Source organism: Streptomyces sp. NPDC093018, from assembly GCF_040684035.1.
Classification (GTDB): domain Bacteria; phylum Actinomycetota; class Actinomycetes; order Streptomycetales; family Streptomycetaceae; genus Streptomyces; species Streptomyces murinus.
Genome location: NZ_JBFBFF010000020.1, coordinates 71,488 through 96,885 on the forward strand (window position 1 = coordinate 71,488; position 25,398 = coordinate 96,885).

Consider the following 25,398-nt stretch of genomic DNA (forward strand, 5'->3'; position numbering starts at 1 on the left):
ACTACAGGTACAGCCCCGCGTCCGCGCCGTTGCGCGCCCCCGGTACCGAGGTCGGCGTGGTGCCCCGGCGCAGCGCGTACAGCTCGGCCAGGGTGGCGCCCTCGCGGCCGACGCCCTCCTCCGTGCCGAGCCAGTGCACCGACTCCTCGTGGGTGAGCGGGCCCACCTCGATACGGGCCAGACAGCGGCCGGGGCGGACCACGGCGGGGTGCAGGCGCTCCAGGTCCTCGTTCGTGGTGACGCCCACCAGGACATTGCGGCCCTGGCCGAGCAGTCCGTCGGTGAGGTTCAGCAGCCGGGACAGCGCCTGGCCCGCGGTGTGCCGGGCCTCGCCGCGGATCAGCTCGTCGCAGTCCTCCAGGAGCAGCAGCCGCCAGCGGCCCTTGCCCGCGCCGTCCTCCTCGCCGATCGCGATGTCCATCAGATAGCCGACGTCGGAGAAGAGCCGCTCGGGATCGAGGACGCAGTCCACCTGGCACCAGTCCCGCCAGGAACGGGCCAGGGTGCGCAGCGCCGAGGTCTTGCCGGTGCCCGGCGGGCCGTGCAGCAGCAGGAGGCGGCCCGCGATGTCCTCCGGGGTGGTCTTCATCAGCCGGTCCATCGCCTCGGCGACCGGCGCGGTGTAGTTGGCGCGCACCTCCGACCAGGTGCCGGCCGAGATCTGCCGGGTGGTGCGGTGCGGGCCGCGGCGCGGGGACACGTACCAGAACCCCATCGTCACGTTCTCCGGCTGGGGTTCGGGCTCGTCGGCCGCGCCGTCCGTCGCCTTGTCGAGGATCTCCTGGGCCAGTTCGGCGCTGGTCGCGGTCACGGTGACATCCGCGCCCCGGCTCCAGCGGGAGACCAGCAGGGTCCAGCCGTCGCCCTCGGCGAGGGTGGCGCTGCGGTCGTCGTCCCGGGCGACCCGGAGCACCCGGGCGCCCTCGGGCAGCAGGGTCGCGCCGGAGCGCACGCGGTCGATGTTCACCGCGTGCGAGTACGGCTGCTCGCCCGTCGCGAAACGGCCGAGGAACAGCGCGTCGACGACGTCGGACGGCGAGTCGGAATCGTCGACGTGGAGCCGGATCGGCAGAGCGTCGTGCGGGTTCGCAGGCATGCCGCCATGATCCGCCACCGATGCCCTCCGTGCACGACATTTCCACCGCTTGTCCCGGGTGTCCCGGGGTTGTTCGAGATCTGCCCAAGCCCCGGACCGCGCCGATACTGTTGCCCTCGATGGCACGTCATGGGTGGGTATCGGTTGACCGGCGATGGCGGCTCGGCGCCCTGCTCGGGGGGATCGCGGCGGCGCTCGCCCTGCTGGTGAGCCTGACCGGCGGACTGCCCGGGGGACTGACCGGCGGGCTGCCCGGCACCTCGGCCGCGCCGCGCGGCACCGCGAAGCCGTACGTCGGCTGGGGCTTCACCCACACCCAGTTCAGCGCTGACGAGGGCGCGCCCGCCGCCACCGCCCGGGTGCGGGGGCTCCTCAAGGCGGACGGCGGGGTGGCGCAGGACCAGGCGATCATGGGCTGGGGCGCGGACAATCCCGAACCGTCCCCGGGGCATTACGACTTCACCGCCCTGGACCGCCGGATCGCCTTCGTCCGCGCCTCCGGCGGCACCCCGGTGATCACCCTGTGCTGCGCCCCCGACTGGATGAAGGGCGGCAAGTCCGGGGCGAACCACACCGATTGGAGCCGGTCGGCGCTGGAGACCGCGCCCACCCCCGCCCACTACCAGGACTTCGCCGACCTCGCCGCGACCGTGGCCCGGCGCTATCCGGACGTGCGGCACTTCGTCGTCTGGAACGAGTTCAAGGGCTTCTGGGACGAGGCCGCGGGCCGCTGGGACTACGAGGGGTACACCGATCTGTACAACCGTGTGTACCGCGCCCTGAAGAAGACCGGCGAGGACGTCATGGTCGGCGGGCCCTATCTGCCGATGGACAGCGTCGCCCCGACCGACCCCGAGGCCTCCCCCCAACTGCGGGGCGAGTGGGGCGCGATGGACCAGCGGGTGCTCGACGCCTTCACCTACTGGAACGCGCACAAGACGGGTGCCGACTTCACCGTCGTCGACGGCGCCAGTTACCCCAACGGCGGCGATCCGCGGCCCGACGAGTTCACCGCCACGGAGAAACTGACCGCCGTCAGCGCCTGGGTACGGCGGCAGACCCATGACCTTCCCCTGTGGTGGGCCGAGTACTACGTGGAGCCCGGCGACGGCGACGCCGGCTGGTCCGAGCCGCACCGGGTCGCCGTCCAGGCCACCGGCATGATCGCCCTGGTCAGGGGCGGCGCCGATTCCGGCTTCTACTGGAACCCGGAGAAGCGCACCGGCACCGCCTGCCCCGGCTGCCTGTGGACCCCCACCGACCGCGCCGACGGAGGGCGGCCGCTGCCCATGTACGGCCTGCTGTCCCGGTTCGCCGCCGCCTTCCCGCCGGGCACCCGTCGGCGCACGGTTTCCGTCGACCCGGCCACCGCGCCCGACCTGCGCGTCCTCGCGAGCGACCGCACCGTCCTCGTCGTCAACACCCGCGACCACGCGATCGGTACGCGGGTGGACGGCGACCGGCTCACGCTGCGGCCGTACGAGGTGAAGTGGCTCGGCCGCTGACCCTCACTTCAGGGTCAGGAACCGCTGCACCAGCACCGCCAGCACCACCGCCAGCAGCGGCAGGGAGAACCAGAGACTGCCCTGGAGCCACCGCACTCGGCGCACCCCCGGCCGCACCGCCACCCGCACCACCTCGCGCGCCGCCAGCAGCAGCATCAGGACGACGGCGGCCAGCGCCCCGACCACCGACCAGGGCGTCCAGGTCACCCGGGGCCCGATCGGCCCGGGGCGCGGCTCGGGCACGGCGCCCGGGGGCCGCGCGCGCAGGGCGTACACCGAGACATCGTCATTGACCAGGACCTTCGTCAGCTCCGGCCGGGCGTCCAGGCTCCGGGTGAGCCGGGAACCCCAGGCCGCCGGATAGCCCGAGTCCAGCCGCAAATATGTCACCTGGCTCTCGTTCACCATGAGATACGACTGCGGCCCCGCGTCCTTGAGCGCCTCGACCAGCCCGGACACCCGGGCGGGGTCGGTCGGCGCGAGCGTCGGGACGTAGTCGACCCGCTCCATGTCCTTGGCGCCCCACGGCAGCGACGGCGTCACATCGTTCACCGGGTCATCGCTCAGCCACAACAGCCGTACGGTCGGCCGGTCATGGGCGTACACCCAGTTCATCGCCGCGACCTCGCCGGGCCGGGTGCGCTCGAAGGGCTCGTTGCCCCACCGGGCCACCAGGAAGCCGCCCATCAGCAGCAGCCCGGCGAGCAGCGCGGCCCCGAGGGCGAGGACCGGCCGCCGCGAACCCGTGGGACGGGGAAAGAGGGCGAGGGCGCCGAGCAGGGCCGCGCCCGGCACCGCGAACATGAAGACGCGCAGCGCCATCTCACCGCCGTACGACTGCATGCCGAAGCCCAGGAACGGCACGAAGGCGAGGACCGGCAGGGACCGTTCGCGGTACCGGTGCAGACGCCGGCGCCACCATCCCCCGCACGCCAGGGCCAGTACGGCGGCGGCCAGCAGTACCCGGGTGTACAGGACCAGCTTGTGGGTCGGATCGCCGCCCTGGATACGGCCGGAGACGGAGGTGGAGACATTGCCGCCGATCCCGCCGATGCCGCCGAAGAGATCGTCGAAGTGCCCGGACCAGTACGGCTCCGCCATGAAGCCGAGCCAGCAGGCGACGAGCACCGCGCACAGCAGGGGCAGTCCGCGCAGCTCGCAGCGGCGCAGCAGGACGAGGGCCGTAAGGACGCCCAGCATCACGAACGGGGTCAGCTGGTGCGCGGGCACGGTCGCGGCGTACAGGCCCAGCAACAGCAGCAGGAGCACGGTCCGCCCGCGCCGGTCGAGCGGCGGAGGTTCCGCCTCGCCCGGGCGCAGCCGTGCCGTCAGCGCCCGGGGCGGGCGGAACCAGACCAGCAGGATCGCTGTGAAGAGCAGATACAGCAGGAAGGTGAAGCCCTGCGGGGAGAAGTAGTCCTGGCCGACCCAGCCGCACAGCACGAACAGCCAGACGCCGGTCCACTTCGCCCGCCAGTCCGCGCGCATCGACCGGACCAGCAGCAACATCGGTGCCAGATAGGCGAGTTGGATCGCCGTCGGCCACCAGCGGATGACCTCGGTGAAGTCGGTGACCCCGCAGGCCCGGCCGGCGAACGCGGCCACCGCGAAGAAACCGGGCCAGCTCCAGCGGGCGTCCAGGTCCGGGACGGCGGAGCCGGTGCGGTCGATGTAGTCCAGGAAGCCCAGATGCTGCCAGGCCGTCGCGAACCGCGGCTCGGTCTCGATCACGGCCGGCAGCGCGTGCAGCGACACGACCGTGACGAGCAGCGTCACCAGCAACAGGGCCCGGTGCTCCCGGCGTTGCCACAGCAGCCCGGCGAACACCACGACCAGCAGCGCCGCGCCGAGGAGCGTGGGCCACGGCAGCACCGAGACCAGGCCCAGGCCGCCCATCCGGTCCAGATCACCCTCCCCGAGACGCAGGGCGGGGAGCCAGTAGAGGAGGAGGGCGGCGACCAGGAGGGGGACGAGGAGGAGAGGGGAGCGCAGGTGGCGGGCGGGGGGAGCGGGGTCCGGTGAGGAGCCCGGCGCGGGCCCCGGCTCCGGCTCCGGCTCCGGCTCCGCAGGGGGTACGGCCTCCTCGGCGGCCCGCGCGCGTGCCCACGCCGGCACCCGGCGTCGTACCGGCTCCTCCTCCCGCAGCCCCAGATCGGCCAGATCCCCGTCCGGCGCCACCGCGTCCGGCACGCCCCCGGCCCCCCGCGCGGACCCGGACACCGGTCCCGCCCGCACCGTCCGCCACAACCGCGGCGCGGCGATCGAGACGATCACGGTCAGGCTGGAGATCTCGGCGACCCCCGCGCCCGTGAGCCCCATCCGGGGCAGGAGCAGCAGGGTGAGCCCGAGGACCAGGACGCACAACAGGCCCTGCAGCCAGGCGAGTCCGGCGGTGCGGCTCTGGGCGCGCAGGACGGCGAAGTAGGTCTCCATGACGACCCGGAGCAGGGTGCCGACGGCGAACAGGCGCAGCAGCCCGGTCGCCGCGTCCGCGTAGCCCGCGCCGAAGACGCCGAGGATCCAGGGCGCGCCGAGGAACAACGCGGCGCTGATCGGCAGCATGATCCGGGCCATGCGCCACAGCGCCGCGCGGGCGTTGGCGGCCAGCCGCTCCGGGTCGTGCGAGCCCTCGACGGTGAGGGACGCGCCCATGTTGACGGCGAGCAGATTGCAGGTGCCGCCGATGGTGGTGGTGATGTAGAAGTACGCGTTCTCCGCGGAGCTGACCTGCGCGGCGATGATCACCGGCACCAGATAGACCACGGCGAGCGAGAACAGGGAGCCGGTGTAGTCCCCGGCCAGGAACCGCCCGACCTCCCGCGCGGCCGGCGGCCCCGGCCGCCCGGCGGTCGCCGCGACATGGCGGGGCACCAGACGCCGGAACACCAGCCAGCCCAGCGGCACCACGGAGGTGGCGATCGCGGCCACCCAGGACACGAAGACACCGGTGGCAGGCACGGCCACGGCGAACGCGGCGAGCAGCACCAGCTTCACCGCCGAGAACACCGTGTTGCCCACCGGCACCCAGGGCGCGCTGCGCAGCCCGGTCAGCACCCCGTCCTGGAGGGTGAGCAGGTTCCAGGCGACCACGGCCGTAACGAAGCCGAGGCCGGGGAGCAGACCGTGCAGAAAGCGGTACGACGGCCCCCAGGCGTCCAGCGTGCCCAGGAAGACCCCGGCGGCCAGCGCGACGATCAGTGAACTGCCCGCGTACGTACGGAAGATGAAGCGTCCGGTGCGCTTCCCGGACACCGGGATGAACCGGGCCAGCGCGCCGGTCAGGGTCACCGCGGTGAGCCCGGCGAGCAGCTTCATCGCGGCGATGGCGGCCGAGCCCCGGCCGACCGCGGCATCGGAGTAGTAGTGCGCCGCGGCCAGCCAGAAGCCGAGGCCCAGCACGGCGGAGATCCCGGTGTTGAGCATCAGCGCGTACGCGTTGCGCAGCAGCGGACCCCCGCCCGGGGCGCGGGCGGCGCCGGGCGCCTTCGCCGCCTTTGGGCCGGGCGCGGTGGTCGTGTCAGTCACCGGCCCGACCGGCCTTCCGGAGCGCCGGGCCGATCCGCCGCGCCCCGCGCACCAGCGCGTACCCCCGGGTGAGGGCCCGGTCCCGGGCGAACGCACGGCCGATGCCCTGGCCCCGCAGCAGCCGCGTGAACTCCTCGGCGTCCGTACGGCGGCGCACCGTGACCCGGCGCAGCGCGTACGGCCCCTGGGCGCGGCGGGCGAGCCCGTTGCCGACGGCGAGGGCCTGCGCGTACCCGGCCGCGCGCACCGCCCGGCGCACCCGGCGGCTGGAGTAGCCGTAGGGATACGCGAACGACAGTGGCCGCGCCCCGAGTTCACCGGTGAGGATCTCCGTGCACCGGACCAGCTCCGCTTCCAGCGCCGTCTCGTCCAGCTGGTCCAGCTGCGGATGGGTGTGGCTGTGCCCGCCGATCTCCACGCCGGAGGCGGCGAGCCGGCGCACCTGGTGCCAGTCGAGCATGGTGTCGAGGCCGCCCCCGGTGTCGTACGCGCCCCGCAGCCAGCCGGTGGAGACGAACAGGGTGGCCGGGAAGCCGTGCCGGGCGAGCAGCGGCAGGGCGTGCCGGTGCACGCCCTCGTAGCCGTCGTCGAAGGTGATCAGGACCGGGCGCGCGGGCAGCGGCCGGCCGCCGCGCCAGTGCGCCGCCAGCTCGGCGGCGGTGACGGGTGTGCTGCCCGACTCCCCGATGAGGGACAGCTGTTCGGCGAAGGCGTCCGGTGTGACGGACAGGGTCCGGGTGGCGGCGCTGGGCGCGGTGGCGACCGAGTGGTACATGAGGACGGGCACCGGCTGGTCACTCATGCGGGCCCCCGGTCCGTTCGCCGGTCCCGGCGGTGGCGTACGACCCCCGCCGCGCCCGCAGGCTCCCCACCGCGAACCCGCCCGCGGCCGTGAGCACCCCGGCGACGATGGCACCCGCGCGGCCCGCCCCGCCCGGCCGGCCGAGCAGGGCGTCACGCAGTCCCCGGGCGACCCCGGCGGGCAACACCCGCGTGGTGTAACGGCGTTCGGACTCCAGCCCCTTGGCCGCGCCGACGCTGCGGGCCACCAGCGCCTTGGACAGGCCCTCGGCGTAGGCGCGGGTGCGGAAGTAGGCGAAGTTCTCCCGGGCCCGTGGCACCCGGTGGTGGATCACCGCACGGTCGTCGATGAGCAGCACACCGTCGGGGCGGGCGCGGGTGAGGCGGATGCACAGCTCCGTCTCCTCGCAGCCGAGCGGGCGGTGGCCGCCGTCGCGCCCGATGCCGGTGGCGAAGCCGCCCGCCGCCTCGAAGGCCGTACGCCGGAACGAGGCGTTGCCGCCCAGCACATTGCGCACCCGCACCCGGCCCGGCGGCAGGCCCCGGTAGGTGCAGCCCACCACCCAGTCGAACTCCTCCGGGAACCAGGCGGGCCGCCTCCCGGACGCCCACACCGGCTCGGTGCGCCCGCCGACCGCCAGCACCCGGGGGTCGGCGTACGCCTCGGCGAAGCGGCGCAGCCAGTCCCGTTCGGCCAGTGCGTCGTCGTCCAGGAAGGCGATCACCTCGCCGCGGGCGGCGGCGATGCCGGTGTTGCGGCCCGAGGACAGGCCCCGCGGGCCGGAGTTGGGCAGCACCCGCACGTCCTCGGCCGTCCGGTACGCGTGCTCCAGCCGCTGACCGAGGGCCGGGTTGTGGTCCACGACCAGGAGGGTCTCCAGGGCCGGGTACGACTGCGCGCGCACCGAGGAGACCGCCGCGCGGATGTCCTCCCAGCGGTCCTCGGTGTAGGCGCAGATCACGACGGAGATGCCGGGATCGCTCAAGACGCCTCTCCCCGCCGGGCCTTGAGCAGCGGGGACTGCCGCACCCGGCGGCGCAGCGCCCGCCGGTTGGAGCGCTCGCGCAGGATCACCCGCAGCACCCGCAGCCCGTCGCGCACCGCCCGCAGATTGCTGGTGCCGTGGATGCGCAGATACTCGTGGCTCGGGATCTCCTGCACTCTCAGGCCCGCCTTGACCACTCTGATGTTCATCAGCGTCTCGACCTCGAAGCCGGTGCAGTCGAGGTCGATCTTGTCGAGGCAGTGCCGCCAGAACGCGTTGTAGCCGTAGCACAGATCGGTGTAGCGGGCGCCGAACTTGCGGTTGACGACGGTGCACAGCGCCCAGTTGCCGAGCTTGCGCACGAAGGTCATGTCGTCGGTGCCGCCGCCGTTGGCGAAGCGGGAGCCCTTGGCGAAGTCGGCGCCGGAGACCAGCGCGGAGACGTAGGCGATGATCTCCCCGCCGTCCGCCGAGCCGTCCGCGTCGACCATCACGATGATGTCGCCGGTGCACGCCTCGAACCCGGTGATCAGGGCGTCGCCCTTGCCCCGGCCGCGCTGCGGGACAACCTTGAGGCGCGGCCACAGGGACCGGGCCACCTCGACGGTGCCGTCGGTGGAGTTGCCGTCCACGAGGACGACCTCGTGGACCCAGTCGGGAAGGCTCTTGAAGACGTAGGGCAGGTTCTTCGCCTCGTTCATGGCGGGGATCACGACGCTCACCGGTGGAGTGATCGCCAGGTGCGAGGAGATGGGCCGGTAGTGCGTGACGAGCAGCGGTTCGCGGCCCGGACTCGGCGGGCGCAGCGCTGAACTCATGGTTGGTTCCCTCTCGTCCGGTGGGCCGCCCGCCCCTGGGCGGCCCGGCTTAGGGTCCGGTTCGAAAGGGGGGTTCTCCTCCAGGGCACGGCGAGCGGAACTCCGTACCCGTGGACGAGCTTGGCAAAGCTGTCCGGGCCGCCGGACGGGCATGGCGGCCGGTCGCGCGGCCCGGCCCGGTCACCGCTCGCGGTCACCGAGCACGGCACCCCCCTACCGCGCTCCGCACCGGCCCCCATGGCGCCCGGCCCTCCCCAGGGACCGTGCACCGGCGAACCGCTGCGGTTGAGCTGTATGACGGTATTGACGGTTGAGCCCGAAAGGCAAGACCTGGACGGTGCCTCACCTTTCCCATGATTGGTCCGTTGCGTAACAGTGACTCACCTTGCTCAGTCTTGTGTGCTTTTACCGTGAATTCGATCCCGGAGGAGCACAAGGAGCAGCAGGGCCGGGCTCAGTACGGCGACGGCGGCCACCCCGCCCCGGACGGACCAGTGGTGCGCCGCGAGCATCACCTGGGCCACCAGCATGTCGACGACCACCGCACCCGCGAGTGCGCACAGGGCGCGGGCGAAGGGGTCGAGACCGCGCAGGGCGGCGGCGAGCGAGGCGGCCGGCGCGAGCAACAGGAAGAGCAGGGTGCACGGGCCGCGCAGCGCGGAGTTCGAACCGCTGAGGGCGAGCAGCGCGCCGGCCGTCGAGACGGCGGTCGCGGCGCCCGCGAGCAACGGCGACAGGTCCCTGTTGATCCGTAAGGTGCGCATTGGCGACTTTGCCCCCCGGAGCGCCGGATGCCGGGCTTTAATGTCGCGCAGGCCCGAGGGGGGCGTCAAGGGCGCCCTCCCCCCGAAAAACCCACTGGAGCAGGCATCTGAGGCCCGGTCAACATAGTTGACATGTACGCGCAATACATAAGCAGTAAATATTTGAAGACGGTCTTATTGAGAGTCAAAAATTCTTGGCATGAACACTTCCGGTCAACGCGCGTAGTTGCTACTTAAGTTGCCGCAGACTTCCTGCTCACCTGGGAGATACACCATGAGACGTTCCCGGCTTGTCGGATTCGTTGCTCCACTCCTCCTTGCTCTCGGCCTCGGCTTCACGCAGGCGGCGTCGGCGCAGGCGGCATCCAACAGCGGTGGCTATGTGGCGCTGGGCGACTCCTACGCCTCCGGCGTCGGCGCCGGCAGCTACATCAGCTCCAGCGGCGACTGCGACCGCAGCACCAACTCCGCGGCCTACCTGTGGAACGCCGCGCACAAGCCGGCCTCCTTCGCCTTCAACGCCTGCTCGGGCGCCACGACGGACGATGTGATGGCCAACCAGCTCGGCTCGCTCAACTCCTCCACCTCGCTGGTGTCCATCAGCATCGGCGGCAACGACGCCGGGTTCGCGGACGTCATGCAGACGTGCGTGCTGAACTCCGACAGCACCTGTCTGTCCGCCATCGCCAGCGCGAAGTCCTACATCACCAACACGCTGCCCGGAAAGCTCGACACCGTCTACAACGCGATCCACTCCAAGGCGCCCAACGCCCGTGTGGTCGTGGTCGGTTACCCGCGCTTCTACCTGCTCGGCCAGGTCTGCCTGGGGCTGTCCGACACGAAGCGGTCGGCCATAAACGGTGCCGCCGACACCCTGGACAGCACCATCCAGTCCCGTGTCTCCGCCCACGGCTTCGCCTTCGGTGACGTCCGCAGCGCCTTCTCCAGCCACGAGATCTGCTCCAGCAGCTCCTGGCTCCACAGCCTCAATGTGCTGGACCTCACCGAGTCGTACCACCCCACCGCCGACGGTCAGTCCGGCGGCTACCTGCCGGCCCTCACCAACGCGGCCGGCTGACCCGAACGGGTGAGCATTCCACGGCGCACCACTGGGCCCGCCCGTCAGGGTGAACTCACCGACCGGCCCGCGGCGTCGACGTAACACCTGGTACCTCCCGGGTGAGCCCGCCGTGTGCACCCGGCGGGATCGCCCACCGCGGCGGCGGGGACTCTGGCCGATGGGGCCTCCGCCGACCGGACGGCCGGGCGCGTGAGATGGACCACGTTCCCGGCCGCCTCCGCATCGCCTCCTCCGCCCGCGCCGCGACCGGTGCGGGCGGTCGCGGTCGCGGCGCCGGAGCGACCGTCGCCGGGCCGCCGCCGGGACCCGTCGTCACCCTGGGGCTCCGCGGGGGCGGCGCGCCCTTGATCACGAGGGGGCCGGCGCCCGATGGGCGTCACGCGCCGTGACGGCCGCCCCGGACCGGCGCACCGGCACGAGCCGTCGGCCAGCCCATTGTCCAACTCGCCCTGAAACCGGTCGGATTCGGAGAGTAGTCGGCTTGGGATGGTCAACCGCCTTACGGGGAAGGTGAATCCTGAAGGCGCGATACACGAGTGCCCCGGTGGGGAGATAGGGTTACTCTGCCCGGGGCCGGGTGGACTCGTACGGGTGGGGAGTGACATGGAACAGATAACAGTGCGCAGCAGGGCCAGGGTCCCTGCGATCACCTGCGGGAGCAGCGCGACCAGCTCGCGCCTCGACCGGCATCTGGCGGTGCTGGGCGGTCCCGCCATACCGCAGCAGAAGACCATCGAGGCGACCTCGCTGATGCGGGAGCTGACGGCCCGGGACACCCGGCGCACGCACAGCGACCGGGGCGCGCGGGTCCGCCGGGTCTCCCTCTTCGCGCCCCTGCGCCGACTGCGTCGTTCGCTGTTCGGCGGCCACTAGTCCGGTCCTCGACCGGCCACTGATCCGGCCCCGATCCGGCCACTGATCCCCTTGAGCGCCCCTCCGGCGCTCACTGGGCGAACTACGGTCCTGGACCCGTCCAGGGCCCGCGCTCAGGCCGCCACACCGTCCCGGCGCAGCGCTGCGATCTCGTCGTCCGTCATTCCCACGGCACGCAGCAGCGCCCCGGTGTGCTGTCCGAGCGCGGGCACATCGCCCATCCGCGCCTCGCCCCCGCCCGGCAGCGTGAGCGGCGGCAGCAGTGCCCGCAACGGCCCCACCGGCGAACCCACCTGACGCCATCGGTCCCGGGCCGCCAGTTGCGGATGCTCCGCCAGCTCGCGCGGATCCCGCAGCCGGGCGCAGGCGAGCCCCGCCCGCTCCAGCCGCGCCAGCGCCTCGTCGGTCTCCAGCGCGCCGAGCGCCCCGGCCACCGCCGCGTCCGTCTCCGCCCGGTGCGCGACCCGCGCCGCGTTCGTCGCGAACACCGGGTCCGTCCCCAACTCCGGTCGTTCCAGGATCTGTTCGGCAAGGCGCCGCCACTCCCGGTCGTTCTGCACCGACAGAAGCACCTGGCCGCCGTCCGCCGTCGGATAGGCGTCGTAGGGCGCGATGACGGGATGCGCGAGGCCGGTGCGCGCCGGGGGCTCGCCGTCGTGCATCGTGTGGTGCAGCGGATGCCCCATCCACTCCGCGAGCGAGTCCAGCAGCGACACCTCCACCGGGCCGCCGCGCCCGGTGACGCCCCGGCGCACCAGCGCCGCCAGCACCCCCGAGAAGGCGTACATGGCCGCCGCGATGTCCGCCGCCGGGATCCCCGCCTTCACCGGCCGCTCCGGCGTCCCGGTGACCGACACCAGTCCCGTCTCGCACTGCACCAGCATGTCGTAGGCCCGCTTGCCCGCGTACGGGCCATGGGGGCCGTACCCCGAGATGTCCACCGCGATCAGCCGCGGATGGGCCGCGCACAGGGTGGCCGCGTCCAGGCCGAGCCGGGCCGCGGCCCCGTGCGCCAGGTTCTGCACGAACACGTCCGCGTCCGCGACCAGCCGCCGTACGACCTCCCGGCCGCGCGGGTCCTTCAGGTCCAGGGCGAGGGACTCCTTGCCGCGGTTGCACCACACGAAGTGCGAGGCGAGCCCGCCCGCCGCGGTGTCGTAGCCCCGCGCGAAGTCACCCCCGTCCACCCGCTCCACCTTGATGACCCGGGCCCCCAGATCGGCGAGCTGTCGGGTCGCGAAGGGCGCCGCCACGGCCTGTTCGACGGCGACGACGGTGACGCCCTCCAGGGGGAGCGGTTGGGGTGCCGAGTGATGTGCCGGGGGATGATCCGCGAGGTGCTCCATGGGGTGGATGATCTCCCCCTCGGGCGGGTCTGTCAGTACCGCGTATGTCACTCGCCGCGGCGGTACCGGCGCACCGCGAGCGGCAGGAACACCGCGATCAGGGCGAGGCTCCAGGCGAGCGACCCGGCGACCGGATGGGCCACCGGCCAGGCGGCGCCGCGCGGCACGGGCGCGTTGCCGAACAGCTCCCGCAGGGCGGTGGTCACCGCGCTGATCGGGTTCCACTCGGCGATCGTCCGCAGCCAGCCGGGCAGATTGCCGGTCGGGATGTAGGCGTTCGACAGCAGCGGCAGCACGAAGGAGGAGGCGCCGAGCTGCCCGGCCGCGTCCTCGCTGCGGGTGAGCAGGCCCAGCTGGATGCCGACGCAGGTGCAGGCGAACCGGAAGAGCAGCAACAGCCCCACCGCGCCCATGACGTCGGGCACCGACCCCTCGATCCGCCAGCCCACCGCGAGCCCCACCAGCAGCAGCGGCACCGTGCCGACGGCGGTGACCACGAGGTCCGCGACGGCCTGTCCCAGGGGTACGGCGGCCCGGCTCACCGGCAGCGCCCGGAACCGGTCCATGACGCCCCGGTGGGTGTCCGCGGCGGCCTGGAACATCCCGGTCATCAGCCCGCCCGCCGCGGTCGCGACCAGCAGCCCCGGCACCAGGAAGGCGCGGTACTCCCGGCCGGGCATCGCCAGCGCGCTGCCGAAGACATAGCCGAAGAACAGGAGCATGTTGACCGGCATCAGCTGGGTCAGGACCGCCAGGCCCGGACTGTTGCGCACCCGGCGCAACTGCCGCCCCGTCATGGCGAGTCCGTCGTACGCCAGCGCGCTCATGCGGCCTGCTCCTTCATGGGGTCGGCGAGGGGGCCGGCTTCGGTCCGGGACGTGGCCGCGGTTCCGGTGAGCCGCAGGAAGACGTCGTCCAGGGTCGGCGGGCGCAGGCTCGCGTCCAGCAACGGGACGCCCGCCGCGTCGAGTTCGCGCACCAGGCGGGGCAGGGTCAGCGTCGGGTCGGTGGTGAGGACGCCGACGGCGGCGCGCTCGCGGTCGAGGACCGGTGCGCGGCCGGTGAGCCGGTCGAGCACGGCGGCCGCCGCGCCGAGCGCGTCCGGGTGGGTGACCACGGCCTCGGCGTACGACCCGATGAGCGCCTTGAGTTCGGCGGGTGAGCCGCTGTGGGCGATCCGGCCCCGGTCCATCAGGGCGATGTCGTCGGCGAGTTGGTCGGCCTCCTCCAGATACTGCGTGGTCAGCAGTACGGTCGTACCGTCCGCGGTGAGATCCTGTACCGCCTGCCAGATGCAGCCGCGGGCCGCCGGGTCGAGGCCGGTGGTCGGCTCGTCCAGGAACAGCACCTCCGGGCGGCGCACGAGGCTCGCGGCGAGGTCGAGGCGGCGCCGCATGCCGCCCGAGTAGGTGGCGGCCCTGCGGCCTGCGGCCTCCGTGAGACCGAAGCGCTCCAGCAGTTCGTCGGCGCGCGCGGCCGGGTTCTGGACCCGGTGCAGCCGGGCGAACAGCCGCAGGTTCTCGCGGCCGGTCAGATCGCCGTCGACGGAGGCGTACTGCCCGGTGACCGAGATCAGGTTCCGGACGGCGGCGGCCTCCCGGACCAGATCGTGCCCGGCGATCCGCGCGGAGCCGGCGTCCGGCCGCAGCAGCGTGGTCAACAGGCGTACGGCGGTGGTCTTTCCGGCGCCGTTGGGTCCCAGCAGTCCGCAGACCGTGCCCCGGGCCACCGCCAGATCGAGCCCGCGCAGGGCGGGGACCGCGCCGAAGCGCTTCTCCAGACCTTCACTAAGTACAGCGTACGTAGTTGGCATGGGTCGACCATAGCGCACTACGTACGGCGTACGTAACTAGGATGGTGGGCGAGGTGATGACATGGCAGTCCGAGGGGCCGTACCCGAGGTGATCTGGGCGCGCCCCGAGCGCACCGGACGGGGGCCGAGACCGGCGTACACCCGTGACGACATCGCGGCCGCCGCCGTGCGGATCGCCGACGCGCGCGGGCTCGACGCGGTGTCGATGCGGCAGGTCGCGGCGGAGCTGGGGTGCGGGACGATGTCGCTGTACAACTACGTGCCGCGCAAGGAGGACCTGTACGAGCTGATGATGGACGCGGTCGGCGCGGAGCACGCGCTGTGGCCGCCGAGCGGCAACTGGCGGGCGGATCTGACGCGGGTGGCGCACGAGTCGCGCGCGCTGATGCACCGGCATCCGTGGATGCCGCGCCTCATGTCACCGGCCTACGGATTCAGCCCGCACACCCTGCGCTATCTGGAGCACTGCCTGGCCTGCCTGGACCCGCTGGCGGCCCGCTACGGCGAGAAGCTCGAACTCATCGCCATGCTCAACGGCGTGGTGACGACGTACGTGCGCAATGAGCTGGACACCGCCGAGCGGGTACGGGCGCTGCCGTGGTCGCAGGACGAGGAGAACGCGGTGCGCGGCGCGTATCTGGCACGGCAGGTGGCGTCCGGGGAGTACCCGAGGATGGCGGCGGCGTTCGCGGAGGACCCGGGTCCGATCGACCTGGAGGCCGTCTTCGAGCGGGCGCTGCGGAGGATCCTCGACGCGTACGCCTGACCCCGTCCGTCACAGCAGCGCGAACTGGCCCTCCGGGCCCTCCTCGGGGTGGTCCAGGACGGAGGCGGGGAGGCGGGCGGAGTGCGGGGGCGGGAGGACGGCGGAGTGGCGCAGGTCCGTCGCCGTGATCGTCGAGGGGATCGTCAAGTCGGCCTTCAGCGCGCGCACTTCGGCCAGGAGCGCCAGCACCGTGATCAGCTCCAGCAGTTCCGAGGTCCAGGTCTGGAGCCAGGTGGTGGGGCGGATCGCCTCCAGCGTGCCGGGGGCGCCGGGTGCCGTGCGGGAGGCGAACCAGGACTCCAGGACCCGGACCCCGTTCAGCTCGTACTCCCAGGCCGCGGCGGGGACGGGGGAGACCCGGCCCTCGTCCAGGTGCAGTGCCTCCTCCTCGGCGTCGTACCGGAGGACGGCCGGGCGGGGCGGCAGCGGGGCGCGGACGTAGGGGCGGCGGCCACCGGGGAGCTTGGGGCGGTCGCCGTCGCGGCGCAGCAGCCAGAGCAGCCGGCGGCCCGACGCCACGCCGGACGACCAGAGTTCCGCGTCGTCGGTCAGCGGGACCGTGCGGTCGGGGCGGGCCGCGGCCAGGAACCAGGCCGCCAGATCGAGCGGGGTGACCTCGACGCCCAGACGGGCCGTGAGATGGTCCAGGAGACCGGGCGCCAGATTGGGGTCCGCGGCGGCCGGGCGGCGGTACAGGGGCCGGATCCGTCCGCTGCGCAGGGTCGGCAGCAGCCCTGTGGCCAGCAGCGGGTGGTGCTCGTCGGGCGTCTCCACCAGGAAGACCTGCCGTTCGTCCGCCACCCGCCACAGCTCCGGGCGGGCCGCGTCGAGCAGCCGGTGGTCCGGGATCAGCCACTGCTCGTCGAAGGGCGCCGCCAGCACCCGTACCGGCTCCGCGCACGGCCCCTCGGCGCGCGCCAGGCGCTCGGTGCCGCACCTCCGGCCCGGCAGCTGGCCCACGGCCGAGTGCAGGGTGCGGGCCCTGCTCGGCTCGAACAGGGCCTCGCGGTCCGGGAGTTCCGCCTTCAGCAGGGCGTCCCAGCGGGCTCTCAGACAGGCCGGATCGGGGGCCGTCGGCCAGGCGCGGCCCGGCCGCGGCGGTGCGACGGACCACGGCATGAGGTCCGCCAGCAGCGGAGCGTCGTCGTCGTACGGCACGCTGGGCATCGTACGGGCCGAGGGCGCCCGGCGGGTCAGGTGGCGTCCAAGGTCACCGTGAAGGAGAAGCGGTCGCCCCGGTAGTGGATCACCGCCACGTCCAGCACCCGGCCCTCGGTGTCATAGGTGATGCCGGTGTAGTGCAGGATCGGGCTGAGCAGCGGGACCTGGAGGAGGCGGGCGGTCTCCGGGTCGGCGAGCCGGGCCTCCACCGTGTCCGTGATCCGGCTGATGTCCGCCTTGACGACGTCCCGCAGCACCTTCGTCATCGGCCAGCGGACCAGATCGTCCACATCGATCCGCTCGGCCAGTTCGGGGCGTACGTGGTTGACGGCGTGGTTGGTCGGCTCGCCGGTCTTCTCGTCGAAGCGCAGCCTGTGGTACGTCGCCACCTCGGTCAGCCCCGGGAAGCAGTCCGTCAGCCCGCCCGGCACCGGCGCGGGCCCGTGCGCCAGCAACTCCGTGCGCATCCCGGACTGCTGGGCCACGATCGCGTCCACCGAGCCCAGCAGCCGCACCGGGGCGCCGCGCCGCGCATCGGGCTCGATGAACGTGCCGCGCCGCCGGTGCCGGCTGATCAGCCCCTCGTCCTCCAGTTCCTTCAGCGCCTGCCGCATGGTCAGCACGCTCACCCCGTAGTGCTCCGCCAGGCGCTCCTCGGTGGGCAGGCGCAGTGGGTCCGCGGGCGAGCGGCCCAGTATCGAGGCGCGCAGCGACTGCGACACCTGGTACCAGAGCGGCAGCTTGCGGTTCAGGACGATCGAGTCAGGGGCGAATGAGGTCACGCTGATATCCGTACCGGTCGGGAACAACGGGCGCAACAGAGGTGTCAGATACGGAAGTTGCGCGTCAGGCCCTGCCAGACGTCGTCGTACGCCCGCTGGAGATGGCCGGCGTCGGCCGCGTCCGGGGTGAGCGTCAGCGGCCAGCGGGTCTCGAACATGAAGGCGAGGCCGTCGTCGATCTTCTGCGGCTTCAGCTCGGCCGCGCTCGCCCTGTCGAACGTCTCCCGGTCCGGGCCGTGCGCCGACATCATGTTGTGCAGCGAGCCGCCGCCCGGCACGAAGCCCTCCGCCTTCGCGTCGTAGGCGCCCTCGATCAGGCCCATGTACTCGCTCATCACGTTCCGGTGGAAGTACGGCGGCCGGAAGGTGTCCTCGCCCACCAGCCAGCGCGGCGCGAAGACCACGAAGTCGACACCGGCCAGGCCCGGGGTGTCCGAGGGCGAGGTCAGGACGGTGAAGATGGAGGGGTCGGGGTGGTCGTAGGAGATCGAGCCGAGCACATTGAAGCGGCGCAGGTCGTAGACGTACGGCACATGGTTGCCGTGCCAGGCGACCACGTCGAGCGGCGAGTGGTCGTACACGGCGGTCCAGAGGTTGCCGCAGAACTTGTTGACCACCTCCACCGGGCCCTCGGTGTCCTCGTACGCGGCGACCGGCGCACGGAAGTCCCGTGCGTTGGCGAGGCCGTTGGCGCCGATCGGGCCGAGGTCGGGCAGCCGGAACGGCGCCCCGTAGTTCTCGCACACATAGCCGCGGGCCGACGCGTCGAGCAGCTCCACCCGGAACCGCACCCCGCGCGGGATCAGCGCCATGTGCGCGGGCTCCACATGCAGCCGCCCGAACTCGGTGTGCAGCAGCAGCCCGCCGCGCTCCGGGACGATCAGCAGCTCGCCGTCCGCGTCCGAGAAGACGCGCTCCATCGAGGCGTTGGCGTGGTACAGGTGTACGGCCATGCCCGCCCGCTGGGTCGCGTCGCCGTTGCCGCCGAGCGTCCACAGGCCCGCGAGGAAGTCGGTGCCCGCGGCCGGTTCGGGCAGCGGGTTCCAGCGCAGCCGGTTCGGGTCGGGCACGGCCTCGGTGAAGGGTGCCGTACGGATCGAGCCGTTGGCCGTCCGGGTGAACCGCGGATGCGCGGCCGACGGACGGATCCGGTACAGCCACGAGCGGCGGTTGTGCGCCCGCGGCTCGGTGAAGGCCGCGCCGCTGAGCTGCTCCGCGTAGAGGCCGAGCGGCGCGCGCTGCGGCGCGTTGCGGCCCTCGGGCAGGGCGCCCGGCACCGCCTCCGAGGCATGCTCATTGCCGAACCCGGTCAGATACGACAGTCCCTCGGCCCTCTTGCGCGCGTCCCCGCTCATGGTCGCCCCCACGCTCCTCTGCGCTTGTCGACTGCGTCCATTCATTCCTATGGGACACCGTAGGAATCAGCGGGGCTCGGCGCAAGAGGGCGGGGCCTCCTCCCTCCGGGGTAGGTCAGGAACCCGACTTCAGGCGGATTCCCGCGCCCGCCCCCGTGTTCTACGCTCCCGGGCATGTCGTGGACGAAGTCGTGGACGAGGTCGTGGACGAAGGAGACCCGGGGACGCCTGGCCGTGCTCGCGGTGTGCCTTCTGCTGCCCCTCGGCGCGGCCGGCTGCGGCACCGCGCACGGCGGCACGGGCACCGCTCCGGGCGGGGCCCCGGGCACGGGCACGGCCGGCGCGGACTCGCCCTCGCCCGTCGGCAAGGTCCTCGACGACACCGACGACAGCGGCCGCCATCTGCGCGAGGTCGGCGGCAAGGACGCCCCCGCGGTCGGCGTCGAGATCACCCCGGACTCCGCCGACGGCTGGGACGTGCGGCTGACCTTCCGCCACTTCCGGGTCTCCACGCCCGGCGCGCGCCCGACCGCGGTCACCGGACGCGGGCCCGCCTGCCTCTTCGTGGACGGCCGCCGCATCGCCCGGCTGTACGCGCCCCGGTACCGGCTGCCCGGCCGGCTCCTCCCGCACGGCACCCACCATGTCACCGCCCGCCTGTACGCCGACGACGGCACGGTGTGGGCCGTACACGGCAAGCCGGTGCAGAGCACCGCCGACATAACGGTGTCGGACACCCGGCCGCCGGGGCCCACGCCCGCGAGCGCCGACCACCCGGCAAACGGCTGAGGGGTTCGCGCACGCGTCTTTCGTACCCTGGGACCAGGTTCACCGGACCCCGGCGGAAAGGCATCATGAAGCCCGTGCCCCACGCGACCTCGCTCCGCCGCGCCCCCGTCCAGCGGCGCAGCGCCGAACGGCTGACCAGGATCCTCGACGCCTGCGCCGAACTCCTCGACGAGGTGGGCTACGACGAACTGAGCACCCGGGCCGTCGCGGTGCGCGCCGGTGTGCCCATCGGCTCGGTCTACCGCTTCTTCGGCAACAAACGGCAGATGGCCGACGCCCTCGCGCAGCGCAACCTGGAGCTGTACATCGAGCATGTCATCGGGCGTCTGGAGCGGGCGGCGGAAGGGGACTGGCGGGCCGCGATGGACGCCGTCCTGGACGAGTACCTGGCGATGAAGCGCACCGCGCCCGGCTTCTCCCTGGTCGACTTCGGCAACCAGATCCCGGTCGGCGCCCGCCAGGCGGAGCCCAACAGCCGGGTCGCCGACCGGCTCTCCGAACTGCTCGCCGGCTATATCGGCCGCACCCCCGACGAGGAGCTGCGGCGGGCCTTCCTGGTCGCCGTGGAGAGCGCGGACACCCTGGTCCAACTGGCCTTCCGGCTCGATCCGGAGGGCGACGAGGCGATCATCCGCGAGACCCGGGAACTGCTGCGTGCCTACCTGGGACGCCTCCTGGACTGACCGGCCGGCCACGGGGGCTGCCCGACATGCCAACCGGTCGGTAGGCTCCCGGTGTGCCCGCGCTCCCGCGCCGCCGACCCCTCCGGGAGGACCCGTGCCCCGCACCGCCCCGCGTGTCTGCCCGCTGTGCGAGGCCACCTGCGGACTGACCCTCACCATCGAGGGCACCCGGGTCACCGGCGCCCGCGGCGATGCCGAGGACGTCTTCAGCAAGGGCTTCCTCTGCCCCAAGGGCGCCGCCTTCGGAGCCCTCGACGCCGACCCCGACCGGCTGCGCACCCCGCTGGTGCGGGACAACGGGCGGCTGCGCGAGGCGAGTTGGGAGGAGGCGTTCGACGCGGTCGCGGCCGGGCTGCGCCCCGTGGTGGAGCGGTACGGCCCGGACGCCGTCGGTGTGGTCCTCGGCAACCCCAACGCGCACACCATGGCCGGGGCCCTCTACCCGCCGCTGCTGCTCGGCGCCCTGCGCACCCGGAGCCTGTTCACCGCGTCCACGGTCGACCAGATGCCCAAGCACGTCGCCGCCGGACTGCTGTTCGGCGACGCCCACGCCATCGCCGTACCGGATCTGGACCGCACCGACCATCTGCTGCTCATCGGCGCCAACCCCCTTGATTCGAACGGCAGTCTGTGCACCGCCCCCGACTTCCCGGGCCGCCTCAAGGCGCTCAAGGCGCGCGGCGGACGGCTGACCGTGGTCGACCCGCGCCGCACCCGCACCGCCCGGCTCGCCGACCGGCATGTGGCGATACGGCCCGGCGCCGACGCCCTGCTGCTCGCCGCGATGGCCCGGACGCTGTTCGCGGAGGACCTGGTCGACCTCGCCGGCCTCGCCCCGCATGTCGAGGGCGTCGCCGAACTCCGCGCGGCGCTCGCCGACTTCACCCCCGAGTCCGTCGCCCCCGCCTGCGATGTCGAGGCGGACGTCATCCGCGCCCTCGCCCGGGAACTCGCCGCCGCCCCGACCGCCGCCGTCTACGCCCGCATCGGCAGCTGCACCGTCCCGCACGGCACCCTCGCCAGCTGGCTGGTCGACGTCCTGAACATCCTCACCGGCAATCTGGACCGCCCCGGCGGCGCCCTGTTCCCGCTGGCCGCCACCGCCAGGGCCCCCCGCCCGGCGGGCCCCGGCCACGGCTTCGAGCTGGGCCGCTGGCACTCGCGGGTACGGCGACTCCCGGAAACCAAGGGCGAGTTGCCGCTCGCCGCGCTCGCCGAGGAGATCGACACCGCGACCGAGGAGGGCGAGCCGATCCGGGCACTGATCGTCGTGGCCGCCAACCCGGTGCTCTCCGCGCCCGACGGCGACCGCCTGGACAAGGCCCTCGGCTCCCTCGACTTCATGGTGAGCGTCGACCCGTACCTCAACGAGACCTCGCGCCACGCCCAGGTCGTGCTGCCCCCGCCGCCGCCCTCCCAGAGCCCGCACCACGACTTCGTGTTCAACACCTTCGCCGTGCGCAACCAGGTCCGCTACCACCGCCCCGCGCTCTTGCTGGAGCCCGGCCGGATGGCCGAGAGCGAGATCCTCGCCCGGCTCACCCTCGCGGCCACCGGCAGGCACGGCGCCGACCCCGGCGCCGTGGACGCCCTGGCCGTCGAGCAGGCCCTGGCCAGGGCCGTACGGGACCCCGACTCGGCGGTGCACGGCCGCGATCCGGGCGAACTGGCCGGACAGCTCACCGGCGAGTCCGGCCCCGAGCGCCGGCTCGACCTGATGCTGCGCCTCGGCCCCTACGGCGACGGCTTCGGCGCCAGGGCGGACGGCCTGACCCTGGCCGCGCTGCTCGCCCACCCGCACGGCATCGACCTCGGCCCGCTGCGCTCGCGCCTGCCCGGCCCCCTCAAGACCCGCAGCGGCAAAGTGGAGTTGCTGCCGCCGCCGCTCGCCGCCGATCTGCCCCGGCTGCGCGCCGCCCGCGACGAACGCCCCGCCGGGCTCGTCCTCGTCGGCCGCCGCCATCTGCGCTCCAACAACAGCTGGCTGCACAACCTGCCCGCCCTCACCGGCGGCTCCAACCGCTGCACCCTGCAACTGCACCCGAAGGACGCGGACCGGCTCGGTGTCCTGGACGGTGCGCGGGTGCGGGTCAAGGGCGCCGGGGGAGAGGTGGTGGCCCCGGCCGAGGTCACCGACGCGGTACGCCCCGGCGTGGTCAGCCTGCCGCACGGCTGGGGCCACGGCCGCCCCGGCACCCGGCTCGGCCACGCCGCCACCACGCCGGGCGTCAACGTCAACCAACTCCTCGACGGGAGCCTGCTCGACCCGCTGTCGGGCAACGCGGTCCTCAACGGCATTCCCGTGGAGCTGGCCGCGGTGCTCCCTAGTGAGCCGAGTTAGTCATATTGTCATATTGCTCCGCCAGGGGGATATCTGACGGCGCGCCGGGCCGCGATGCCGCCGGGTGTCGTGCGCATTGGGCAGAGTCCAGACGAGATCGATTTGTATGAAAATCGTCTGACTCGGAGGAAATGCGCATGCCCACCCGGACATTCCCACGCACCGCCGGTACCCGCGCCGGCGCCACCGTCGTCCTGACCGCTCTCGCCGCGGCGGGTGCGTCGTGGGTGGCGGCACCGACCGCCATGGCCCAAGGGGAGAACGGCGACATCAGAGTCCACCGGGTCGGCACGCCCTTCGGCGTCTCGAAGGACGACCCCACGGTCTGCCGGTTCTACCTGGACGCCGTCAACTTCGACATCCTGCCCGTCATCGCCTACACCATCACCCCGCAGCCCCCGCTGCCCACCTCCGCCACCGTCACCGGCACCATCCAGCTCGCCGGGGGCGCCGGGCACACCGACCCGCTGGGGCTCGCGGACGGCCAGTACCGGGTCACCTGGACCGTGGCCGGGGCCCTCAAGGAGAAGGTCTTCCGGGTCAACTGCCGGGAGAACGGCAACCAGGGCGCGCCCGGCCAGATCGACGACCACCAGCAGGAGCACAACGACACCAGCTGGGGCCAGAGCGGCGACCACAGCGGCCCGCAGGGCGGGGTGCACGCCGGTGGCGGCGGCCTCGTCGACACCGCGGCCGCGTACTCCCCGGTGGGCGCCGCCGCGGCGGTGGGCCTGATCGCGGTCGGCGGGGCCGCGTACGTCCGGCGCAACCGCCGTCGCCCCCATGGCGCCGCGTAGGCGCCGACGCAGGCCCTGGTACCGGACCCGCGCCTTTCGCCTCGCCAGGACGGCCGCCCTCACGGCCGTCCTGGTGACGCTCGTCAACCGGTGCGGGGACGACGGCCCGCCGGACCACACGGAGACCGTCGCCGCCGGGGCGGGCGCGGGCTCGGTCCGCCCGCTGCCCCGGTCCCGGCCCACCTCCCTGCGCATCCCCTCCCTCGGCATCGACGCCCGGATCGTCGGCGTACGGCTCGGCAGGGACCGGCAGCTGGAGACGCCACCGTTCGACCGGCCCAAGGCCGCCGGCTGGTACGAGGGCGGCGCCACCCCCGGCGAGGCGGGCACCGCGATCGCCGTCGGCCACCGCGACACCCCCTCCGGGCCCGCGGTGTTCGCCGCGCTCCCGATGGTCAAGCCCGGCAAGGCGATCGAGGCGCGGCGCGCGGACGGCCGTACCGCCGTCTACACCGTGGACCGGGTGCAGGTCTTCGACAAGTCCGGCTTCCCCGACAAGGAGGTGTACGGCCGCGCCCGCCGCCCGGAGCTGCGCGTGCTCACCTGCGGGGGCCTGTACAGCAGGCGCACCGGGTACAGCAGCAATGTGGTGGTCTTCGCCCATCTCACCGCGACCAGGTGAGTCAGCTCGGCGAGAGCGTCTGGCGCCGGAAAACTATCGCCGCTAGTTTGTGGGGCGGACGACGCGCATCCGCCGGGAGGAAGCAGCATGAAGGCACACGACGGTCTGTACATCGACGGCGGCTGGCGCCCCGCCGCTCGCCCGGACGATGTGATCGAGGTCGTGAACCCGGCCGACGAGCAGGTCATCGCCCGGGTCCCGGCCGCCGGCCCGGACGACGTGGACGCCGCCGTGCGCGCGGCCCGCGCCGCCCTGCCCGGCTGGGCGGCCACCCCGCCCGCCGAGCGCGCGGCCCGGCTGACCGCGCTGCGGGACGCGCTGGCGGCCCGCAAGGACGAGATCGCCGAGACGGTCACCGCCGAACTCGGCTCCCCGCCCGCCTTCTCGGAGGCCGTGCACGCGGGCCTGCCCATCGCGGTCGCCGGCAGCTACGCCGAACTCGCCGCGAGCCGCCCCTTCGAGGAGAAGGTCGGCAACTCCACCGTCCTGCACGAGCCGGTCGGCGTGGTCGGCGCGATCACCCCCTGGAACTACCCGCTGCACCAGATCGTCGCCAAGGCCGCCCCGGCGCTCGCCGCCGGCTGCACGGTCGTCCTCAAGCCCGCCGAGGACACCCCGCTCACCGCCCAGCTGTTCGCCGAGGCGGTGCACGAGGCGGGCGTCCCGGCGGGCGTGTTCAACCTCGTCACCGGGCTCGGACCGGTCGCCGGGCAGGCGCTGGCCGAGCACCCGGACGTGGACCTCGTCTCCTTCACCGGCTCCACCGCGGTCGGCCGCCGCATCGGCGCGCTGGCCGGCGGGGCCGTGAAGCGGGTCGCCCTCGAACTCGGCGGCAAGTCCGCCAATGTGATCCTGCCGAGCGCCGACCTCGCCAAGGCGGTCCATGTCGGCGTCGCCAATGTGATGTCCAACTCCGGGCAGACGTGCAGCGCCTGGACCCGGATGCTGGTCCACCGCGACCGGTACGAGGAGGCCGTCGAACTGGCCGCGGCCGCCGCCGCCAAGTACGGCGACCGCATCGGGCCACTGGTCAACGCCAAGCAGCAGGCTCGGGTGCGCGGTTACATCGAGAAGGGTGTCGCGGAGGGCGCCCGCCTGGTCGCGGGCGGCCCCGAAGCGCCGCGCGAGCAGGGCTACTTCGTCAGCCCGACCGTCTTCGCCGATGTCACACCGGGGATGACCATCGCCCAGGAGGAGATCTTCGGCCCGGTCCTGTCGATCCTCGCCTACGACGACGAGGACGACGCCCTGCGCATCGCCAACGGCACGGTGTACGGCCTGGCCGGCGCGGTCTGGGCCGGCGACGAGGAGGAGGCGGTGGCCTTCGCCCGGCGCATGGACACCGGGCAGGTCGACATCAACGGCGGCCGCTTCAACCCGCGCGCGCCGTTCGGCGGCTACAAGCAGTCCGGGGTCGGCCGGGAACTCGGCGGCCACGGCCTCGACGAGTACCTCCAGACCAAGTCCTTCCAGTTCTAGAGGGAGTCCGCCCAC

The 25,398-nt window shown here is 73.2% G+C and carries 22 protein-coding genes; 10 read left to right on the forward strand and 12 right to left on the reverse strand.

Annotation, left to right across the window (positions count from 1 at the left end):
• Window position 1: 1 nt before the first annotated feature.
• Entirely contained in the window at window positions 2-1,096 is a 1,095-nt protein-coding gene (locus tag AB0N90_RS32420) for a DUF5925 domain-containing protein (protein ID WP_086808147.1), read from the reverse strand.
• A 119-nt stretch (window positions 1,097-1,215) separates the two neighbouring features.
• Here AB0N90_RS32420 and AB0N90_RS32425 point away from each other — a divergent pair, with 119 nt between their 5' ends.
• Window positions 1,216-2,601, forward strand: coding sequence for a xylan 1,4-beta-xylosidase (locus tag AB0N90_RS32425; protein WP_365202575.1), 1,386 nt, complete (start codon window positions 1,216-1,218; stop codon window positions 2,599-2,601).
• A 3-nt stretch (window positions 2,602-2,604) separates the two neighbouring features.
• On the opposite strand, the gene AB0N90_RS32430 is transcribed toward AB0N90_RS32425, so the two are convergent.
• The 5 genes from AB0N90_RS32430 to AB0N90_RS32450 all read right to left on the reverse strand — a co-directional run bounded on the left by AB0N90_RS32430 (window position 2,605) and on the right by AB0N90_RS32450 (window position 9,495).
• Complete coding sequence (locus AB0N90_RS32430) at window positions 2,605-6,126, reverse strand: lipopolysaccharide biosynthesis protein (RefSeq protein ID WP_365202576.1); 3,522 nt, start codon at window positions 6,124-6,126, stop codon at window positions 2,605-2,607.
• Window positions 6,119-6,928, reverse strand: a complete 810-nt coding sequence (locus AB0N90_RS32435; protein WP_365202578.1) for a polysaccharide deacetylase family protein — start codon at window positions 6,926-6,928, stop codon at window positions 6,119-6,121. Before AB0N90_RS32435 ends, AB0N90_RS32430 begins: the two co-directional genes overlap by 8 nt.
• Window positions 6,921-7,913 (reverse strand): glycosyltransferase family 2 protein, encoded by a 993-nt coding sequence (locus tag AB0N90_RS32440; protein ID WP_365202580.1) that lies wholly within the window; start codon window positions 7,911-7,913, stop codon window positions 6,921-6,923. Before AB0N90_RS32440 ends, AB0N90_RS32435 begins: the two co-directional genes overlap by 8 nt.
• Window positions 7,910-8,731 carry a glycosyltransferase family 2 protein gene (locus AB0N90_RS32445; protein WP_365202581.1) on the reverse strand — a complete coding sequence of 274 codons (822 nt, stop codon included), beginning with the start codon at window positions 8,729-8,731 and terminating at the stop codon, window positions 7,910-7,912. Before AB0N90_RS32445 ends, AB0N90_RS32440 begins: the two co-directional genes overlap by 4 nt.
• A 389-nt stretch (window positions 8,732-9,120) precedes the next feature.
• The gene (locus AB0N90_RS32450; protein ID WP_365202582.1) at window positions 9,121-9,495 is read right to left on the reverse strand and encodes a hypothetical protein; all 375 of its coding nucleotides are present in this window, start codon (window positions 9,493-9,495) and stop codon (window positions 9,121-9,123) included.
• 274 nt (window positions 9,496-9,769) lie between these two features.
• Between AB0N90_RS32450 and AB0N90_RS32455 the strand changes: the two genes are divergently transcribed.
• Window positions 9,770-10,573: an SGNH/GDSL hydrolase family protein gene (locus tag AB0N90_RS32455; protein WP_365202584.1), complete on the forward strand. Its 804-nt coding sequence runs from the start codon at window positions 9,770-9,772 to the stop codon at window positions 10,571-10,573.
• Window positions 10,574-11,179: 606 nt separating this feature from the next.
• On the forward strand, window positions 11,180-11,449 hold the full coding sequence (locus AB0N90_RS32460) for a hypothetical protein (RefSeq protein ID WP_361681321.1): 270 nt from the start codon (window positions 11,180-11,182) through the stop codon (window positions 11,447-11,449).
• A 113-nt stretch (window positions 11,450-11,562) separates the two neighbouring features.
• Here AB0N90_RS32460 and AB0N90_RS32465 read toward each other — a convergent pair whose 3' ends face one another.
• The 3 genes from AB0N90_RS32465 to AB0N90_RS32475 are packed head-to-tail and all read right to left on the reverse strand — an operon-like array spanning window position 11,563 to window position 14,608.
• Window positions 11,563-12,795 (reverse strand): CaiB/BaiF CoA-transferase family protein, encoded by a 1,233-nt coding sequence (locus AB0N90_RS32465; RefSeq protein WP_365202585.1) that lies wholly within the window; start codon window positions 12,793-12,795, stop codon window positions 11,563-11,565.
• 47 nt (window positions 12,796-12,842) lie between these two features.
• Window positions 12,843-13,622, reverse strand: coding sequence for an ABC transporter permease (locus AB0N90_RS32470; protein ID WP_365202586.1), 780 nt, complete (start codon window positions 13,620-13,622; stop codon window positions 12,843-12,845).
• Complete coding sequence (locus AB0N90_RS32475) at window positions 13,619-14,608, reverse strand: ATP-binding cassette domain-containing protein (RefSeq protein ID WP_365202587.1); 990 nt, start codon at window positions 14,606-14,608, stop codon at window positions 13,619-13,621. Before AB0N90_RS32475 ends, AB0N90_RS32470 begins: the two co-directional genes overlap by 4 nt.
• Window positions 14,609-14,669: 61 nt before the next feature.
• Here AB0N90_RS32475 and AB0N90_RS32480 point away from each other — a divergent pair, with 61 nt between their 5' ends.
• Window positions 14,670-15,374 carry a TetR/AcrR family transcriptional regulator C-terminal domain-containing protein gene (locus AB0N90_RS32480; protein WP_361681309.1) on the forward strand — a complete coding sequence of 235 codons (705 nt, stop codon included), beginning with the start codon at window positions 14,670-14,672 and terminating at the stop codon, window positions 15,372-15,374.
• Between the two features lie 9 nt (window positions 15,375-15,383).
• On the opposite strand, the gene AB0N90_RS32485 is transcribed toward AB0N90_RS32480, so the two are convergent.
• From AB0N90_RS32485 to hmgA, 3 genes are read right to left on the reverse strand one after another with little or no spacing between them, the layout of a single operon-like run.
• Window positions 15,384-16,541, reverse strand: coding sequence for a type ISP restriction/modification enzyme (locus tag AB0N90_RS32485; RefSeq protein WP_365202589.1), 1,158 nt, complete (start codon window positions 16,539-16,541; stop codon window positions 15,384-15,386).
• Window positions 16,542-16,567: 26 nt separating this feature from the next.
• Window positions 16,568-17,317: a GntR family transcriptional regulator gene (locus AB0N90_RS32490; protein ID WP_361681303.1), complete on the reverse strand. Its 750-nt coding sequence runs from the start codon at window positions 17,315-17,317 to the stop codon at window positions 16,568-16,570.
• A 44-nt stretch (window positions 17,318-17,361) separates the two neighbouring features.
• Window positions 17,362-18,672 carry a homogentisate 1,2-dioxygenase gene (hmgA, locus tag AB0N90_RS32495; RefSeq protein ID WP_365202591.1) on the reverse strand — a complete coding sequence of 437 codons (1,311 nt, stop codon included), beginning with the start codon at window positions 18,670-18,672 and terminating at the stop codon, window positions 17,362-17,364.
• Between the two features lie 174 nt (window positions 18,673-18,846).
• On the opposite strand from hmgA, the gene AB0N90_RS32500 reads away from it, so the two are divergent.
• The 6 genes from AB0N90_RS32500 (at window position 18,847) to AB0N90_RS32525 (ending at window position 25,383) form a co-directional block, all read left to right on the forward strand.
• Complete coding sequence (locus AB0N90_RS32500; RefSeq protein ID WP_365202592.1) at window positions 18,847-19,461, forward strand: hypothetical protein; 615 nt, start codon at window positions 18,847-18,849, stop codon at window positions 19,459-19,461.
• Window positions 19,462-19,526: 65 nt separating this feature from the next.
• The gene (locus AB0N90_RS32505) at window positions 19,527-20,144 is read left to right on the forward strand and encodes a TetR/AcrR family transcriptional regulator (protein ID WP_361681295.1); all 618 of its coding nucleotides are present in this window, start codon (window positions 19,527-19,529) and stop codon (window positions 20,142-20,144) included.
• A gap of 94 nt (window positions 20,145-20,238) precedes the next feature.
• Window positions 20,239-22,485, forward strand: a complete 2,247-nt coding sequence (locus AB0N90_RS32510) for a molybdopterin oxidoreductase family protein (protein ID WP_365202594.1) — start codon at window positions 20,239-20,241, stop codon at window positions 22,483-22,485.
• A 137-nt stretch (window positions 22,486-22,622) separates the two neighbouring features.
• Complete coding sequence (locus AB0N90_RS32515; RefSeq protein WP_365202595.1) at window positions 22,623-23,282, forward strand: hypothetical protein; 660 nt, start codon at window positions 22,623-22,625, stop codon at window positions 23,280-23,282.
• Complete coding sequence (locus tag AB0N90_RS32520; RefSeq protein ID WP_361681286.1) at window positions 23,269-23,904, forward strand: class F sortase; 636 nt, start codon at window positions 23,269-23,271, stop codon at window positions 23,902-23,904. The genes AB0N90_RS32515 and AB0N90_RS32520 overlap by 14 nt, the downstream gene beginning before the upstream one ends.
• A gap of 87 nt (window positions 23,905-23,991) precedes the next feature.
• Window positions 23,992-25,383: an aldehyde dehydrogenase family protein gene (locus AB0N90_RS32525; RefSeq protein ID WP_365202597.1), complete on the forward strand. Its 1,392-nt coding sequence runs from the start codon at window positions 23,992-23,994 to the stop codon at window positions 25,381-25,383.
• Window positions 25,384-25,398 lie beyond the last annotated feature (15 nt).

What these genes read in the sequence shown, in the direction of transcription:
- AB0N90_RS32435 (WP_365202578.1), bottom strand. Translation starts at nt 6,928, where the DNA reads ATGAGTGACCAGCCGGTGCCCGTCCTCATGTACCACTCGGTCGCCACC.
- AB0N90_RS32470 (WP_365202586.1), bottom strand. Translation starts at nt 13,622, where the DNA reads ATGAGCGCGCTGGCGTACGACGGACTCGCCATGACGGGGCGGCAGTTG.
- AB0N90_RS32420 (WP_086808147.1), bottom strand. Translation starts at nt 1,096, where the DNA reads ATGCCTGCGAACCCGCACGACGCTCTGCCGATCCGGCTCCACGTCGAC.
- AB0N90_RS32500 (WP_365202592.1), top strand. Translation starts at nt 18,847, where the DNA reads ATGTCGTGGACGAAGTCGTGGACGAGGTCGTGGACGAAGGAGACCCGG.
- AB0N90_RS32525 (WP_365202597.1), top strand. Translation starts at nt 23,992, where the DNA reads ATGAAGGCACACGACGGTCTGTACATCGACGGCGGCTGGCGCCCCGCC.
- AB0N90_RS32485 (WP_365202589.1), bottom strand. Translation starts at nt 16,541, where the DNA reads ATGCCCAGCGTGCCGTACGACGACGACGCTCCGCTGCTGGCGGACCTC.
- AB0N90_RS32455 (WP_365202584.1), top strand. Translation starts at nt 9,770, where the DNA reads ATGAGACGTTCCCGGCTTGTCGGATTCGTTGCTCCACTCCTCCTTGCT.
- AB0N90_RS32445 (WP_365202581.1), bottom strand. Translation starts at nt 8,731, where the DNA reads ATGAGTTCAGCGCTGCGCCCGCCGAGTCCGGGCCGCGAACCGCTGCTC.
- AB0N90_RS32505 (WP_361681295.1), top strand. Translation starts at nt 19,527, where the DNA reads ATGAAGCCCGTGCCCCACGCGACCTCGCTCCGCCGCGCCCCCGTCCAG.
- AB0N90_RS32425 (WP_365202575.1), top strand. Translation starts at nt 1,216, where the DNA reads ATGGCACGTCATGGGTGGGTATCGGTTGACCGGCGATGGCGGCTCGGC.
- AB0N90_RS32450 (WP_365202582.1), bottom strand. Translation starts at nt 9,495, where the DNA reads ATGCGCACCTTACGGATCAACAGGGACCTGTCGCCGTTGCTCGCGGGC.
- AB0N90_RS32460 (WP_361681321.1), top strand. Translation starts at nt 11,180, where the DNA reads ATGGAACAGATAACAGTGCGCAGCAGGGCCAGGGTCCCTGCGATCACC.
- AB0N90_RS32465 (WP_365202585.1), bottom strand. Translation starts at nt 12,795, where the DNA reads ATGGAGCACCTCGCGGATCATCCCCCGGCACATCACTCGGCACCCCAA.
- AB0N90_RS32475 (WP_365202587.1), bottom strand. Translation starts at nt 14,608, where the DNA reads ATGCCAACTACGTACGCTGTACTTAGTGAAGGTCTGGAGAAGCGCTTC.
- AB0N90_RS32520 (WP_361681286.1), top strand. Translation starts at nt 23,269, where the DNA reads ATGGCGCCGCGTAGGCGCCGACGCAGGCCCTGGTACCGGACCCGCGCC.
- AB0N90_RS32515 (WP_365202595.1), top strand. Translation starts at nt 22,623, where the DNA reads ATGCCCACCCGGACATTCCCACGCACCGCCGGTACCCGCGCCGGCGCC.
- AB0N90_RS32480 (WP_361681309.1), top strand. Translation starts at nt 14,670, where the DNA reads ATGGCAGTCCGAGGGGCCGTACCCGAGGTGATCTGGGCGCGCCCCGAG.
- hmgA (WP_365202591.1), bottom strand. Translation starts at nt 18,672, where the DNA reads ATGAGCGGGGACGCGCGCAAGAGGGCCGAGGGACTGTCGTATCTGACC.